Below are 18,264 nucleotides of genomic sequence, written 5' to 3'. Positions count from 1 at the left end.
TTATTCTTTTTCAGCAGTTCTGATTCCAGTTTACCTAATTGATGACACGCCCTAATATAAATATAAAAAGCTAATGGTAAACTTCAGTAAATATACTGCCTAAACCTTAGGAGCGATATTACCATACCATCAATAATAATAAATGGCGCAAACAGAGAATCAGCTTTGAAAGTCGCGGTGTAATTAACTGTCTTTTGGTTATTCACCGTCAAAAAATGCCTTTAACACGCTGATGCACAGGTTTAGGACTGATGCAAAGGTTTTATTGGCGATCGCATTTATACATATATGAGTCCATGTAATCACCATGCAGAAAAGAACCTCACCCCGCAACCGGGATGAGGTTGTATTATTTTTTTAAATAATTACTCGCCTTTGCTCTAGGCAAGATTGACACTCAAATTGATCTGCACAATCATATCGTTGTAATCTTTATCACCACCATTGGCTAAATCTTCAAAACCAAAGGTGTTATTTCCCAACAGTCGAATGTGATCTACCTTATCTGAGTTAGCACCCAAAAATGAAAAGTAAATCTTTGGATCGTTATTGGCATTATTATCGAGAAACTTATCCGCTTTACCATTGATAATAATAAAGGGTGCAAATAGCGAATCAGTTCCGAAAGTGCTGGTAGATGTTTCCGAACCTTGATTGCTTACCGTCAAGTCAACGCCTGTAACACGCTTACGTACAGCAGCTTCGGCATAACCTGCTTGTCCAACGAGAATATCTGCTTTACCATCGCTATTGGTGTCAATGCCACCATTTTCATCAGCCACTTGATAAAAACCGACAAAGTTGTTCAATGCCGCTTCTCTATAAACTTTAAAGTCAGCCTTTACCGGTTTTCCTACACCCCGTAAATCAATCAGTTCGCCTTCCTTTTTGCCTTGCAAATTTGTACCCAAAGATATTTCTTGATTTGTTGCCTGAACCGTTACAGCGAAATCTTGGAAGTTGAGAGAAAAGCCTTCCTCTCCTGTGTTGGTATTTGTGGCTGAGGAAAAAACCACACTTGAAAAAGATGCTTTTCCAGACAGTACAGCCTGAGTAGTACTGTTGGATACGCTATAGAATCGGAGTTTGGTATCAGAGTCAAATTCTAAGACGTTATTCACATCGTCATGCTTGAAACCCTTGGGCATCTTAGCAAGGGAGAAGAAAATCACTTTGGAGCGTAAAAGAGCAGCTTGTGTATAGCCTTCTGCACCAGGGGCTATACCATCAATCTTACCTTCATCATCATCAACATTAAATACACACAGCTCATTCACCTGTTTAAAAGTGCTGGTTTTAATTTTGATGGAGATTTTTGCTTTATTGCCTTTAGTCTTCAGCTTAGTCTTGATACTAAAGATATCGCCTGTAATTAATGTGAATAGAGTAGTAGGAGTATTTTTATCGGCAACTCCAAGCGTAAATATATCACTAGCTTGCTCTCCAGCAATATCTTTAGCAGTGACTTTGATGTTTAGATTACCTACATCCTTTTTTTTCGGAGTCCCACTGAAGGTAAGGGTAGCAGGATCGAACTTTAACCAAGTAGGCAGTAAATCATCATTTTCTAGAGTTGCAGTGTAAGTCAGGGTATCTTCAACATCTGCATCGCTAAAGGTGTCAACTGGAAGGGTGAAATTGAAGACACTATCTTCGGTGGTTTCTTGGTCAAGAATTTCATTTGCCACCTCTGGCGCATGATTGAAAGGCGTACTAAACAGCGCCACCGCCGAGTCATCATATCCAGCAGTATAAAGGTATTTGCCATCGGAGCTGAGAGTTACAGAAGCCGCACCACCAAGTCCATCGACACCATCTGTATCATCTTTTTGAACTTCAACAAAACTTAGTTTGCCTGTGGTTGTATCCCGTTCAAACACGGCTACAGCCGAGTCATTATATCCAGCAGCATAGAGGTATTTTCCATCGGGGCTGACTATGACAGAATAGATACCACCAAGCCCATCGACACTACTGATACCATCTTTTTGAACTTCCACAAAACTCAGTTTGCCTGTGGTTGTATCCCGCTCAAACACAGCTACAGCCGAGTCATCATATCCAGCAGCATAGAGGAATTTTCCATCGGGGCTGACGGTGAGGGATTTAGCACCAGCAAGTCCATCGACACTACTGATACCATCTTTTTGAACTTCCACAAAACTCAGTGCGCCTGTGGTTGTATCTCGCTCAAACACAGCTACAGCCGAGTCATCATATCCAGCAGCATAGAGGAATTTTCCATCGGGGCTGACGGTGAGGGATTTAGCACCAGCAAGTCCATCGACACTACTGATACCATCTTTTTGAACTTCCACAAAACTCAGTGCGCCTGTGGTTGTATCTCGCTCAAACACAGCTACAGCCGAGTCATCATATCCAGCAGCATAGAGGAATTTTCCATCGGGGCTGACTGTGAGGAATTCAGCACCACCAAGTCCATCGACACCATTTGTATCATCTTGTTGAACTTCTACAAAACTCAGCGCGCCTGTGGTTGTATCTCGCTCAAATACCGCTACAGCCGAGTCACTATATCCAGCAGCATAAAGGAATTTTCCATCGGGGCTGACGGTGAGAGATTCAGCACCAGCAAGTCCATCGACACCATTTGTATCATCTTGTTGAACTTCTATAAAACTTAGTTTGCCTGTGGTTGTATCCCGCTCAAATACCGCTACAGCCGAGTCATCATATCCAGATGCATAGAGGAATTTGCCATCGGGGCTGACGGTGAGGGATTTAGTACCACCAAGTCCATCGACACCATTTGTATTATCTTTTTGAACTTCTATAAAACTTAGTTTGCCTGTGGTTATATCCCGCTCAAATACCGCTACAGCCGAGTCATCATATCCAGCAGCATAGAGGAATTTGCCATCGGGGCTGACGGTGAGGGATTTAGCACCACCAAGTCCATCGACACCATTTGTATTATTTTTTTGAACTTCTACAAAATTCAGGATTTTCTGCGTCATATTTCCCTTGAGATTGCAAAATAGTTTGTAAAAGTAATATTCTTTTCTAGCGAAGACAAGAATGTACTATATAGCTTATTGTCTGATTTTTATTCAAACCTCAGTATATATACTAAGTATTTTTCAGATTATGACTGATGTCAGGGCTTGAGTGGCAATTGAATTTATACATATATAGTTAAAGTTATTACCCACAAATAAAATAACCCCATCCCGGAAGCGAGATGAGGTTGAAAGCTATAACTATTTCTGCAAATTAGATGAATTTCAGATGTCTACAATAGCTCGATCTATACAAGCCCTCATCTTTTCAGATAAAGTTCGGACATGAGGTTCTCTAAAAATAGAGTCGTGGTTTCCTGGGACATTTTGAATATCCAAACCTCCTAAGACCATTTCACCCCAACCCATTTGGGGGTCAACCTCTCGTTTTTCCAATGCATTGCGCTCATCTGCTCGGAATACAGTGACTCGACCTGGATAAGCTTTTAGAACGTATTCTCTGGCTGCCTGTTTATTGGCCTCTTCGATTGTTAATTTCCGATAGTTATAAGGTACAGTCCGCCAAATTATTAAGGAAAATTTAAAGATCCATTTTCGGAACTTTTCTTGAAGTTTATACTTCAGCCAAGAGCTTTTGTTCCTGATTTGCTCAAGTACGTAATTAGTCCCAAGTTTTGTCAGGTTGTCCCAATGCTGAGAAACTCGTTTTTCTAATGGCGCTTGTTTAATGTAATTTGGGCCAGTAGTATCAAATAAAGCTAACAGAGCTACTTTTTGACCTTGCTTTACGAGTTGTTGAGCCATTTCCCAAGCTACTAGTCCACCAAAGGAGGAACCACCCAAAAAATAAGGGCCTTCAGGTTGAATAGTTTGTATCTCTTTGATGTAATGAGCCGCCATTTCTGTAAGCTTGGTAAAGGGAGCTTCTTTCCCATTTAATCCTCGTGCTTGTAGTGCATAAAATGGCTGATTTTCACCTAAATGAAGTGATAAATCTCGGTAGTAGAGAACACTTAAACCAATTGCATGGCTGCAAAAGAGAGGTGGCTTAGAACCGTTGGGCTGCATTGGTACTAGTGATGACCAAGGCATCGATTTTTTTGAGTTGTTACTAGTACTACTCTCAACCTGATTATGGCTTTCTGGCAAAAATCCTTGCTGGCGAATAAAATTAGTTAATTGCTCAATGGTTGAAGATTGCAAAAGAATAGCTAAGGGCAGATTTAAACCAAATGTCTTTTCAATCTGAGAAAACAAGTGTACTGCAAGTAGTGAGTTTCCACCCAAATCAAAAAAGTTGTCTTTTATGCCAATGGGATGAATACCTAAAAGGTTTTCCCAGATTTTAGTTAATTGAAGTTGTAATGGATCTTCTGCTGTGGCAAATATTTTTTCTATTTTAGAAGTATTTGGATTCAGCCTAGATAAGGCTTGGCAATCGACTTGACCATTAGCATTCAATGGTAAAGAATCGACTATGAAAAAGGTAGAAGGCAACAAATGTTCAGGAAACTTTTGCTGGAGAAAACTCAGCAGTTGCTCACTTCCAAAAGTTTCTCCTTGTTTGGGAACAACATAAGCAACTAAAATTTTATCCCCAAGAACATCTTCTTTGGCAATCACCACAGTTTTTTGTACGCCTGGATATTGACCCAAAATTGTTTCAATTTCAGCCAACTCAATGCGAAAGCCGCGAATTTTTGCCTGATTGTCTAAGCGACCCAGAAATTCAATGTTGCCGTCACTTAAGTAGCGTCCTAAGTCACCAGTTTTGTAAAGGTATGCTCCAGATTCGCTGCTAAAGGGATTGGGGATAAATTTCTCAGATGTTAATTCGGGACGCTTAAAGTAGCCTTGGGTAACACCGATACTGCTGATGTAGATTTCACCAGTTACACCAATAGGGAGGAGTTGCGATCGCCGATCGAGGATGTAGATTTGAGTATTGGCGATCGCTTTTCCTATGGGAATTTCTGACCGAGTGTTACTGGCTTCGGTGGCAGTTTCCGGATCGTAAACCGTGGCTGTTAAAGTTGTTTCTAGCGATCCATAAGCATTCAGCCAGCGTACTTGCTTGCCAACTTTTTCTACCCAAGTTAGATAAGCTTGCCGTGAGACTTTTTCACCACCAACTATGATTAAGCGCAAGCTAGCTGGTAAAGTTTGGGGAGATACAGATGGCTCTTTAATTAACTCATACCAAAAATAAGTAGGTAAATTGACAACGCTAATCTGTTGTTGAGCAATGAATGAGAAAAACTGCGTCGTCGAGTTTTGTAGCTTTTGAGGCTGGAGAATTGCGGTAGCACCAGTAATCCAACAGGGGAAAAGTGATTCAATGAAAGTATCGCAACTGATACTAGGTATGAGTAATAGACGATCGCTCTGGGTCAACTCCCAAGTTTCGCTAATTGCCAAGCTGTGGCTGACAAGATTATCGTGGGTAATAGCTATACCGTTGGGTTTTCCATTGCAGCCGGACACATACATTACACAGGCGAGAGTCCGATATGTGCCATAACTTTCTGGATTTTCAGTCACGTGTACGGCAATAACTTCCCAATCACTATCCAAACAGATAGGTTGTGCTTGATGCTCAGAGAGCTTCTTAACTAATGAGCTTTGGGTTAACACCAAAGATATTTGGGCATCTTCTAAAATGACAGCCAAATCATCTTGCCCAGATGTCGGAGCGATGGGTACGTAAGTTCCACCGACTTTCAAAATACCCAACAGCCCCACAATCATCTCCAGGGAAGGCTCTAGATAAAGACCGATGAGTACCCCTGATTCTACCCCTAAAGTTTGCAAATAGTAGGCTAGTTGATTTGCCCGTTGGTTAAGTTCTTGATAAGTTAATTGCTGATTTTTAAAACTGACTGCAATATTATTTGGAGTTCTTTTAGCTTGAGTTTCAAACCACTGATGGATACAAGTATCCTGGGGATAATCAGCTTGTTTGCTATTCCACTCAACTAACAATTGATGTTGTTCGGATGCTGTCAACAGAGGTAATTCAGCAATCGGGCGATCGGGATTAGCAACAATACCTTCGAGCAAAGTTTTGAAGTGTCCCAACATCCGCTCTATGGTACTGGCATCAAACATCTCGGCATTATAATCAAATACCATGCCCAGACCATTATCCTGTTCCCGCAAGACCAATGTCAGATCGTATTTGGTTTTGCCATGATAGATGTAGCCAAATAGAGAAGTGATTGTCAAATCAGGTAGTTGCACTGATGCCATGCCACGACCATTCGACCAAGGAGGATTGAGGGAAAATTTTACCTGGAACAGGGGTGAGGTATTGCGACTTCGCTGTTCTGGTTTAAGTTCTTCAATTAGCTTCTCAAAGGGTAGGTCTTGATGGGTATAAGCCTCTAAACAATCCTTACGCACTCGGTCTAATAATTCTCGGAAAGTTGGGTTGCCTGCAAAGTTACTCCGCAGTACAAGAGTATTAGAAAAAAATCCAATCAGCCCCTCGGTTTCAACTTGTCCTCGACCTGCACTTGCAAAGTTAATTAGTAGGTCTTCTTGTCCAGAATAACGGTAGAGCAATAGCTCAAATGCTGCCAGTAGAGTCATGAACAGGGTGACACCCCATTTTTGACTCAGGTCTGTCAGGGCATGGTTCAGCGCCTTTGATAGCAGCAAGGCAGCGCGATCGCCTCGATAGGTTTGCACTCCTTGAGGACGGGGGCGATCGTAAGGTAACTCAACTATCGGTAAATTGCCTTCTAGCTTTTGCTTCCAGTAGTTTACCTGTGACTCTAAAACCTCTCCCTGGAGCCATTGATATTGCCAATTGGTAAAGTCAGCATACTGCACTGGTAAGGGAGTTAAAGGAGAAGCCTGACCTGCTGATAATGCTTTATAGATGTTAGTCAGGTCTTGATAGAACAGATCGGACGAAGCACCATCACAAACTATGCAGTGCATATTCCAAATTAGCAGATGTTCGCGATCGCTCAATCGCAGCAGTAACACCCGCAAAATTGGCCCATTGGCTAAATCGAAGGGTTGATGAGCTTCTTTAGTTGCCAGTAGGTGAGCTTCTGCCTCTCGTTGTTCATCTGGGACTTGCCGCAAGTCAATTATTGGCAGGGTCAAGGAAACATCGGTGGCAATTACTTGAGTGGGCTTTCCATTCATTGCTGGAAAAGTTGTCCGCAGAACTTCATGGCGACGGACGACTTCTCTTAAACTTTCTTCTAAGACAGCAACATTCAGATTCCCCGTAAAACGCACCACAACTGGCATATTATTTGAGGAACTATCAGGTTCAAACTGATGGAGGAACCATATCCGTTGCTGACCAAAGGAAAGCGGCAAGTTGCCATTCCGTTCACAAGGGACAATTGGGGGAATTTGTGAACTGGCGGTTGTGTTAATTTGTCGGAGGAAGTTGATGATTTCGGCTTTTTGAGTTTTTAACTCGGTTAGCAATTCTGGTGTGAGACTATCTTTCGCGGCCCGATAACGTAAGCGTTCGCCCTCTAGCCAAAGTTTGACATCGCGCTGACGTAGCTCAGATAGTAGTTCATTTAATGTTTTCATAGCTCGCCTTCCTCGTAATCATCAGCTTCACTCTCAGCAGCCTGAACGCCTTGGGTTGCCCACCGCAGAGTTTCCACTCGTTCAGCCAAATCTGCTACTGTTGGTAATTCAAATAAATTGGACATCAAAATTTCTGCTTGCAAGGCTTGGCGGACTCGAGAAACCACTTGAATTCCTAGCAGAGAATACCCACCCAATTCAAAAAAGTTGTCGTTAATCCCAACCTGTTTGACATTAAGAACTTGTGCCCAGATATCTGCAATCTGCTGTTCAATGGGAGTGCGGGGCGCTACATAATTTGCCTCCAGTTCTGGGCGGGAAGCATCTGGCTGTGGCAATGCCTTGCGATCGACTTTGCCATTGGGGGTTAACGGCATCGCTTCTAGTGCCATAAAGATTGTTGGCACCATAAAGTCAGGAAGCTGTTGTTTCAAGAATCGACGCAATTGCGAAATCACTTCCAAGCTATCTTGACCAGTTTCGGCAACAATATAACCGACTAAACTAGTCTCATTCGGAATGTCTTCTCGAACAATTACAACAGCTTCTTTTACGCCTGGATGTTGCAGGAGTGCGGTTTCAATTTCACCCAATTCTATGCGGAAACCACGCAATTTTACCTGATAGTCGATACGACCCAAGTATTCAATATGTCCATCTGGTAAATAGCGAGCTAAATCCCCAGTTTTGTATAAGCGCGATTCAGGGTTTGGGCTGAAGGGATTAGAAATAAATCTTTCAGCAGTCAGTTCGGGACGATTTAGATATCCCCTTGCTAGTCCTTCGCCACCAATATACAACTCACCTGATATACCAATGGGAACGGGTTGTAAATGGGAGTCTAAAATGTAGATTTGCGTATTAGCTAGAGGACAACCAATGCCTATTGGTTTATTTGCCGTTGTCACCTTGTAGCCTGTTGACCAAATGGTTGTTTCTGTTGGCCCGTACAGGTTCCACAAACAAGCTCCCTTCGGTAATAATTGATTAGCGAGGTCTTTAGGTAAGGCTTCACCTGTGGAAATCATCTTCAGTTGAGGACTACCTTGCCATCCGGCTGCTAGTAATAGCCGCCAAGTAACTGGTGTTGGTTGCATAAAGGTTGCCCCAGAAGTGGTTAGGGCTTTTAACAGTTGAGTACCATCAGCCGCAACTTCACGGCTTACCAATACTAACTTCGCACCTACAGACAGAGGTAGAAAAATTTCTGAGACGGCAATATCAAAGGATAGGCTAGTAACAGAAAGAAGAGTATCCTCAGCAGTTAAACCGGGTTCTTTAGCGATCGCATTCAGCAGATTAACAGCACTTTGATGTTGAATTTGAACGCCTTTCGGTTGACCTGTCGAGCCAGATGTATAGATGACGTAGGCTAAGTTATTGGCAGTGACTTTATCTGTGGGGTTATCTAAGCCATAATTATTTATGGATTGCCAGTTGCTATCAAGGCAAACAATCTCTGCTTGATGGTTAGGTAGCCCCGATTTTAGCTTCTCCTGCGTTAGTAGCACTGATACTTGAGCATCTTGCAGCATGAAAGCTAAACGTTCTTGAGGATAAGCATAATCTAATGGTACGTAGGCTCCCCCGGCTTTGAGAATGCCTAAAACTCCTACAACCATTTCCAAGCTGCGCTCGACACACAGACCAACCAGAACTTCTGGCCCGACTCCTAAGCTTTGGAGATAATGCGCTAGCTGATTGGCTCGCTGATTCAGTTCGCGGTAGCTAATTTGTTCATCTTCAAAAACCACAGCGATCGCATCTGGAGTCTTCTCCACTTGAGTTTCAAACAGCTGGTGAATGCAGATATCTTGGGGATAAGCTGTTTGAGTATTGTTCCATGCTGCTAATAACTGTTGCTCAACTGCTGGCAAAATTGGCAATTTAGCAATAATTTGATTAGGGTTAGCAACTATGCCCAATAACAAAGTTTCAAACTCTGCCATCCGGCGGCGGATAGTATCAGCGTCAAATAAATTAGTGTTGTACTGGCATTCCAGAATAAGTTCACCATGCGATTCCGTAGCATTGATAAACAGTTCAAAATTCTCGAAGGCGCGGGGATTGGAGAAAAATTCTACCTCTAACCCGATAAACGGAAGTTGATCGCTGTCTAAAGCTTGATCGACATTAAATATAATTGGTACTAAGGGAATACGGCTGGAATCCCGTGGCAATACTAATTTTTTGACTAGACTACCAAAGGTAAATTGTTGATGATCGTAAGCATCTAAGACAGCCGATCGCCGCGTTTGCAAGTAGTCGCTGAAAGATTTTTCGCCATTAATCTGGCTTCGCAATGGTAGTAAATTTACACAGTGTCCTACAAGATTATACTGCCCTAAAGCAGCTTGTCCGGCGGCTGGAATACCTACAACTAAATCGTTTTGTCCTGTTAGACGGTGCAGCCAGACCTCAAATCCTCCCAGGATAGTAGTCATAAAACTACAACCGAGTTTTGTTCCTAGTTGTTTCAGGTTGGCAACTAGTTCGGAATTTAAATGCCAATCTTCGCGGGCGGCGTTAAAGGTTCTGAGTGGGGGACGGGGGCGATCGCTAGGGAAATCCAGTACGGGTACAGAGTCAGCGAATTGTTGTAACCAGTATTGTTCTGTGGCGATCGCTTCTGGACTATCCGCCTCTTCTTCCTGCAAAATCGCATATTCACTTAAGTAGTCTGGTTCTTCTAATTCAGGAACAATACCCTGTTGCAAGCCAGAATAAAATTTACCCAAATCTGGCATCAGTACTGCCCAAGACCAACCATCACAAATAATATGATGAGCTGTCAAAATAGCTAGATGCTCCTGCGGTTGCAATTTGACAATTTTTGCCCGAAATAGAGGGCCATGTTCCAAATCAAAAGGTTGCTCTACCTCTTGTCGCAAGATACTAGCTAATTTTTCCTGTTTTTCCTGTGGTTCTAGGTTAGAAAGTTCAATAATCGGAATTTCAATTTGCCGAGAAGCAACAATGCAGAGTGTATTGCCATCGGTACTAAAAGTTGTCCGTAGCGCTTCATGGCGTTGTACTAACTTTTCTACCGCAGATTGGAAAAGTTTGACATCAAGTTCGCCTTTTAGTCGCAGAGATTGAGACTCATTATAAGCACAATTAGCAGCATCGCCCATTTGCACAGAAGCCCAAATTTCTTTTTGTGATTCTGTAGCGGGGGCGGTTAGAAGTAATTCTCCATCTGCAAATGGATCAAAATCAACCGCAGTTAATGTCGATTGGTAATCTACAGGTGATAAGGTCATAAAACTCTATTATTTTCTCAGTTTATTGAATGTGGATAAATCTCAATCTTTTTTAGATTACTGACTTTAAATACCTTGTTTAGCTAAGATTGTAGACTTTAAATAATTACGTGCGGGGACTTCTATATATCTATATGTAAATGATGCAGCCAATAAGACAATCATAAGAAATACTCCTAAGGATGTCAACGATTGATAGTCTGTGAATTCTTTGCCAAAAACATCGTGGAATTTATAAAGCCAGAAAATTTTTAACAATTCTTGAACAAACCAATGAACCATATAAGTTGAGTAAGAGATAGTCCCGATATATATCATTAACTGTGAATTGAGAAACTTGGATATTATACTTTTGTTATTGAGAGATACAGATAAAATCAGTAGAGAAAAAGCTGGTAAAATTAGCCAATCATGAATGTTCCGAAAATGATGCCAGTAGTAATGCATAATCAAAATTATCCAAGTTATAGCTATGATTGCCAAAAAATTAAGATTAAAATACTTTTGATAATTACCTCTATGATAAATTTTGTAAGTAATAATACCAAGGATGCATTCTAGCCCACATCTAGCTATCGAAGGTATACCAATAATCGTATCTAAATTTCCACGGGTAAAGGTGATTAGTAGTAATATACAAAAGAGAGTACAACTATAAATTATCAAATCGTTTTTGGATTTGTTTTTTAATAAAATTAATAATAAAAATGGAAATATACAGTAAATGAAAAACTCTACACTTATTGACCAAGCTGGCTCATTCCAATAGGTATTACACCATAATAAAGGTAAGCACTTTAGGTCAAATGCTTGGAGAAGAAAAATATTGGCAAAAAGAGCCGTTAAGTTAAATTTACCAGTAAAAGCAGAAGTGTTTAGGAAAAGTAATTTTACAACCTCTAATCCAACAAATAGAAAAATAATAAATATATGCAGAGGATAAATTCTCGCAAAGCGCGAGAATAAATATGAACGATAGTTCTTTAAACTGACTTTTAAACAAAAAGTATCGGCATAAACGTGGGTCATGATAAAACCACTCAGAATAAAGAAAAAATCAACCCATAAATATCCATTTTGAAAAAAATTAGTATAGGCTGACAAAATTGAACCTGTTTTCGGTAAACCGTAGTAAGAAAAATGGTGTATAACAACAACCAAGGCTGCAATACCGCGTAAAGAAGTGAGCGATTTGATGTGTTTATACATTGAGATTTTTAGTTTTAGTTTCTATCTATAGCAATCCTATTTAAATTGTAAAAGTTATTTTTAAAATTAGATGCGTAGTTGATTTATTTTGTCTACACAAAGAATGCAAAAACACTGTTTTGTATAAAAACAAGCTACGCAAAGTATCTAAAAGAGAAGATTTCACAAATGATTTAGAATTGCTATAGAACACCGATTCAGTATTCAGCTAATTAATAATTAGTCATTTGAGAAAAATTAGCTTTTTTTCACAATCTTGTTGATAAATTGCTTTAACTTTCCCTCAATAGATTTTAGTTTTAATACACCAGATCGCAGGATCATAAATTTACTTTTCGGTTGGCGATCGGATAGAAGACCCAGAGCAAAAATTTTGAGCCGATCTTTCAAAGCAGATTTATCTGGTGGAGTAGGTTTTAATCCCAGTCTGCGTAAGTAGCTGTTGACTTGATATATTCTGGCTTTGAGATCGTAAGGTCGCAGATAAAAGAGGATACTCAAAGCTACAGAGACATTATTACTATTTTTGGCCCAATGGGGTGCCAATATCGGATGATGGAGTCCCTTACCTGGTTGCAAATGGTAAACAGTCGCTTTACTCTGATTTTCCTCTTTATAATTTGCTACGTTTAGGTCGCCTACATAAAATTTTTCAACTTCCTCTTCGCTCAGTACAGAACGATCGCTTTGATTGAAGAGGCTCATATCTTTCTCGCCCTGAATTTGAAACAGGAAATTCAACTCACTATCGATATGGTAAGGTGTAATAGAATTTGGGGAACCAATAAAGATGTAAGCACCTAGCCAGGTCATCTGCTTCCGAAGGGGTCTACCTGTAAGAGTTTCGAGTTCAGTTATAATCTGGTTGATCAGGGCAGCATATTCTGGATCTGCTTGAACATCTTCAAGCATGACCCAAGAATCCGATTCACCAATATGTGCGATCGCCTCGTTAATTTGCTTGATTCCAGGTCGCTGATTCCACTTTTGCTCAACAGGAACTTTGCTGATATAAGACTGGATTTTATTTGTTCTACCCTGACTTAGCATGGTATTTGCAAGCTCAACTAAGCGGGGGATCTCAAATAAAGGATGTCCTGCAAGGTTATGCGAAAACATGAAGTGAGAAGAGTTGAAGTTTTCCCGGAAGTTTGAAACATCAGTTTCAATGATTTGTTTGGGAATTTTCAGATCGGACTTAATAGAACTCGGTTCAAGTAGATTATCAACTGACATACAAAACCTGGATGGATGAGTATTTACTATTTGCAAAAATTACTGACGCTCACTACACTTTCTATACACTTGATTTTTTAAAGCACTTCAGAGAACACTTGCGACTTGTAAATATTTCCCAGGACGCTCGGTATCGGGGATATACCAAGCGGGGTTTCCTTGGGGATCTCGTCCTAATTTGGCATCAGGTTGGGGAGGACGATTACGTAAACTGTTATTGGTTTGGCGGTTTGTTACTTCTATAGGCGGTGCAGACAAGAAGCCAGCAGACTGCATTTCAGCAATACTTTCTTTAAAGGCTGCCATTACGAAAGCCAGATCGGCTTCGGAATGGGCTGTCGTCAAGAAGCAAGGACGGTGATCCCAAGTATGCACTCCTTTATCCCGCAGCAAGTAAAACAGTAAATCTCCGTAGGGAAACTCTGGTAAAGACTTCACCATGAACAGAGAGCCGAAATTATAAGCTGTAAAGGGAGCCTGAACTTGCTGGAAATAGCCCATAAGTTCCGCTACAAACTTATCGGTTCTAGCATTGAGATTTTGCTGCAAGCTGGGGCCACTCTGTTTTAAATGCTGAAGTACTGCTTTAGCGGCTGCTAGTGCTAGAGGATGGCGGACAAAAGTACCAGCAAAGTAAGTCACGCCTACTTCTGGAACGGAGTCATCGCCAAACTGCCAAAACCCACCATCCAAAGCATCCATATATTGTGATTTACCAGCAATGACTCCAATTGGTAGCCCACCGCCCACAATCTTACCGTAGGTTGCTATGTCCGCCTTGATACCGAAATGCGCTTGAGCGCCACCTGGATGAATTCTGAATCCGGTAACGATTTCATCAAAAATCAGGGCAATACCAGCTTCTTCGGTGAAATCACGCAATTGCTGGAGGAATTCTTTAGGCTGGTATTCAGGGCGACGGCTTTGCACAGATTCCACCATTACTGCTGCTAACTCATCAGCCCGACTTCTGAGGATTTCTAGAGACTCAGGCGAATCATAGTCCACTACCAAAATGTTCTCTACCATTTCCGGTGGGATACCAGGAGCAGCAGGAATTGACCGGAGTTTCTTTGTACCTCGAACAATTACTTCATCCAAAATACCGTGATAAGCTCCAGAAAAGATGGCAATCAAGTTACGTCCTGTGATCGTGCGTGCCATCCGCATCGCTCCCAGCACCGCTTCTGAACCTGTGTTGCAAAAGGCTGCTCGGTCAAAGTTGGTCAACTCACACATTAGCTTTGCCACTTCTCCAACTAAGGGAGTTTGCGGCCCAATTTCCATACCGAGTTTGAGTTGTGCTTCAATTGCTTCAGTAATGAAAGGTGGCGACCAACCAAACAAATTCAAGCCAAAGCCATTGCTTAAATCGACATATTCATTGCCATCAACATCCCAAAGTTTAGAACCTGAAGAACGAGACGCCACGATGGGGTAAACCATCTCTTTCATCGTCGGGTTAAACCCGGAAACAGTTCTTGGGTCTGCCAAATAAGGGCGATGAGTTTGAGTATATTCTTTGGATTTTTGAGTCCGTTTTGTATATCTTTGGATAATTTTGTCTAGATGAGTGCGTTGTTGGGCTGTCAAAGTTTTAGTCTGGGTCTTTTCAATTCGAGCAGCCGCACCAAATGCCTTTTTAGCACCATTTGACTCTGTTTCTACTGATGCTGATTCTTTGCTGGTTTGGGTTGTGGGGACAGATACAGCATTTTGTGGTTTGACACCATTATTTTGAGATGTCGCCGCAGGTACAACTGGGATTGTTATAGATTGACTGCTATTACCCAATAGTGCCAATTGCTGGCTCATAATTTGTAGCTGCTGATTAATCACATTTTCTAGGATGCTACTAGATGCAGCAGGTTGGGGGGAAATCTTAGGTGCAGATCCATTCGATCCATTTGTATGAACTTCATGAACTACCAAAGTGCTTGTAGGTGCAGGTTCTGACAATGGTACTTCTGGAACGATATCTGCAACAGTTTCTGTTAATCCTAATGCGGATAAAGTTTCGGGAGACAAGGCTGAATTGATAAAGTCGGCCAGTGTTCCTAAATTGGGGTAAATTTCTAGTAACTGCCTAAGTGTGACTTTGACTTGAAATTTTTTCTTTAACGCTAGCCCGACTTGTGTCAAAGATAAGGAATCTAATCCCATTTCTAAAAATGTTATTGAGTCGTCAACACTAGCAATTTCCAATCCTGATGTTTCTTCGATAATTTGTTTGAGCAGAGGAATAAGTTTTTGCTGAGGGGATGTTGTCATAGTTTGGGTCTTTTCTAATAATTGGGGATTTGGAAGTTTGGGAGTTGCTGCCCGATTGGGATGAGGTGGAGGATCGATCCAGAAGCGTTGGTGTTCAAAGGGATAAGTCGGTAGAGGAATTCGTTGTCGCCTTTCCCTTTGATAGAAGTTGCTCCAGTCAATAGATACTCCTGCTAACCACAGTTGTCCTACTGCCTTGAGTAATGCCGTCCATTCGGCTTCGTTATCGGCGTTATCACCCAAAGAAGGAATCGCAATCTGTTGTTTAATGTCTTTTGCTTGTTGGCGGGCTAAGGTCGTAGTTGTGATTCGCGGCCCTACCTCTAACAGTAGGCGTTCTGGCTGCTGCCATAGAGTTTGTATGCCCTCTGCAAATCGCACAGTCTGACGCAGATGTGTAGCCCAATACATCGGATCGGTTGCTTGCTGGGCTGTAATCCAGTCGGCGGTTACTGTGGATACAAAGGGAATTTGGGGTGGCGATAATTTCACTTTCCCAACTACCTCAGCAAAGGGGTGAATGATGCTGTCCATCATCGGAGAGTGGAAAGCGTGGGAAGTGTGTAAATGACGACAGACAACTTCTTCGCTTTCTAGTTGTTTTTGCATAACTGCGATCGCCTCTGTAGGGCCAGAAACTACACACAGAGAAGGGCCATTAATTGCGGCGATCGCTAGTTCTGCACTCAATCGCGGCTCTACCTGTTTGGCTGGTAGGCGCACTGAAAGCATAGCCCCTGCTGGTAATTCCCACATGAAGCGACCGCGAGTTGCCACCAACATCAACGCATCTTCTAAGGTAAATACACCCGCAATACAGGCGGCGACAAATTCACCAATACTGTGACCGATCATCGCTTGGGGCTTGACTCCCCAACTTTGCCATAGTTGCGCTAAAGCGTATTCAATGACGAATAGTGCTGGTTGGGTAAAGCAGGTTTGTCGCAATGAGATAGCCGCAGTTTCGCGCTCGCTTGGTGCAGGATAGATGATTTCTCGTAAATCCTTGCCCAGCAAAGGCTTAAGCATTTCAGCACATTCATCTACTGCTTCCTGGAATACAGGTTCGTGGTTGTAGAGATTCAGTCCCATGTTCACATATTGCGATCCTTGTCCGGGGAACATGAAGACAACGGCTGGATTGCGGATTTCTATGTGACGGGTATTTACTTGATTTGAATCTAAAGATTGCAGGGCGGCGATCGCATCTGTGATATCGTGACAAACTATACTGCGTCGGTAATTAAAAGCTTTGCGCCCGCGCTGTAGGGTATAAGCTACATCAGCTAAGTTAATTTCGGCATTGTATTGTAAATGCTGCTGTAAATTCGCGGTTGCAGCCTCTAAAGCTTGACTAGTTTTTGCCGAAAGCAACAATAGCTGCTGTGGGCGAGAAGATCCAGAACTTTGAATTTGTGGCGCTTCTTCTAGCACGATATGAGCATTAGTACCGCCGACACCAAAAGAACTCACACCAGCTCGTCGCAAAGTTTCACCCTCCGACCATTCAGCTAGTTTGGTATTTACATAGAACGGGCTGTTGGCAAGGTCAATTTTGTGATTGGGAGCCTCAAAATTTAGACTTGGTGGGATCTTTTTATAATGCAGGGCGAGAGCAGTTTTTATTAACCCTGCTACTCCGGCCGCTGCAACTAAATGTCCGACATTGCTTTTAAGAGAGCCGATCGCACAAAATTGTTTAGCATCTGTATGTACGCGAAATGCTTGCGTCAGCGCTTCAATTTCAATCGGGTCGCCTAAAGGTGTAGCTGTGCCGTGAGCTTCAATATAAGAGATGGTTTCTGGGTGGAAGTTAGCGTAAGCTTGCGCCATTGCAATGGCCTCTGCTTGTCCGTCTACGCTGGGAGCGGTAAAGCTTACTTTATCAGCACCGTCATTATTGATACCAGAACCACGAATTACAGCATAGATGCGATCGCCATCATTGAGTGCATCTTCTAAACGCTTGAGGACAACTACTCCTGCACCATTGTTGAACATTGTGCCCTGAGCGTTGGCATCAAAGGGACGACAATGCCCATCTCCAGAGAGCATACTGCCTTCTTGAGTCATATAACCACTGTTTTGGGGTGTAGTCATAGATACACCACCGGACAAAGCTAAATCGCACTGATAGCTGGTTAAGGCTTGGCAAGCCTGAATGACTGCTACCAAAGAAGTGGAACAGGCTGTATTGACGCTGACGGCTGGGCCTTTAAGGTTGAGTTTGTAAGCCGCACGGGTGGTTAAAAAGTCTTTTTCATTAGCTAACATCGTTTGAAACTCACCGATGCGATCGACAATTTCCATACGACCAGCAATATGGTTAGCAAAATAAGTATTTTGACCACAACCAGCGTATAAACCAATCAAACCCTCAAAAGATTCTGATTCATAACCAGCATTTTCTAGGGCTTCATAAACCAACTCTAGAAATACTCTAGCCTGTGGGTCCATAACCACAGCTTCAAGTGGATTAATGCCAAAGAAAGCGGCATCAAAGGTTTCGCCCCCAGGAATTATCCCTCTAGCTTTTACATAACTAGGATCTTTGCAAAGGTTCGGATCGATACTAGGATCTAATTCTTCATCTTGAAAGAAAGTCGTTGATTCTAATCCCTCGCACAGATTGCGCCAAAATTCATCGACATTTCCAGCGCCAGGAAATCTTCCTACCATGCCAATAATGGCAACACCATCACTAGGATCTTGGTTATCGGATGCTTGCATATTTACCATTG

The 18,264-nt window shown here is 42.1% G+C and carries 6 protein-coding genes; all 6 read right to left on the bottom strand.

Annotated features, from left to right (window positions below; translation table 11 throughout):
* Window positions 1–380 precede the first annotated feature (380 nt).
* Entirely contained in the window at window positions 381–2,978 is a 2,598-nt protein-coding gene (locus RM368_RS31990) for a beta-propeller fold lactonase family protein (RefSeq protein ID WP_322697784.1), read from the bottom strand.
* A gap of 267 nt (window positions 2,979–3,245) precedes the next feature.
* On the bottom strand, window positions 3,246–7,544 hold the full coding sequence (locus RM368_RS31985) for an amino acid adenylation domain-containing protein (protein WP_322697783.1): 4,299 nt from the start codon (window positions 7,542–7,544) through the stop codon (window positions 3,246–3,248).
* Complete coding sequence (locus tag RM368_RS31980; protein WP_322697782.1) at window positions 7,541–10,807, bottom strand: amino acid adenylation domain-containing protein; 3,267 nt, start codon at window positions 10,805–10,807, stop codon at window positions 7,541–7,543. Before RM368_RS31980 ends, RM368_RS31985 begins: the two co-directional genes overlap by 4 nt.
* A gap of 66 nt (window positions 10,808–10,873) precedes the next feature.
* Window positions 10,874–12,016 (bottom strand): acyltransferase, encoded by a 1,143-nt coding sequence (locus RM368_RS31975; protein WP_322697781.1) that lies wholly within the window; start codon window positions 12,014–12,016, stop codon window positions 10,874–10,876.
* A gap of 237 nt (window positions 12,017–12,253) precedes the next feature.
* The gene (locus RM368_RS31970) at window positions 12,254–13,252 is read right to left on the bottom strand and encodes a cupin-like domain-containing protein (RefSeq protein WP_322697780.1); all 999 of its coding nucleotides are present in this window, start codon (window positions 13,250–13,252) and stop codon (window positions 12,254–12,256) included.
* 87 nt (window positions 13,253–13,339) lie between these two features.
* A complete protein-coding gene (locus tag RM368_RS31965) occupies window positions 13,340–18,262 on the bottom strand; it encodes an aminotransferase class III-fold pyridoxal phosphate-dependent enzyme (protein ID WP_322697779.1) in 4,923 nt (1,640 codons plus the stop codon).
* Between the last annotated feature and the right edge of the window lie 2 nt (window positions 18,263–18,264).

The organism is Nostoc sp. DedSLP03 (assembly GCF_034530815.1).
In the GTDB taxonomy this organism is placed as follows: domain Bacteria; phylum Cyanobacteriota; class Cyanobacteriia; order Cyanobacteriales; family Nostocaceae; genus Nostoc.
Note: the sequence above shows the minus strand (reverse complement) of the source record. Positions and strands in the feature narration are given on the sequence as shown.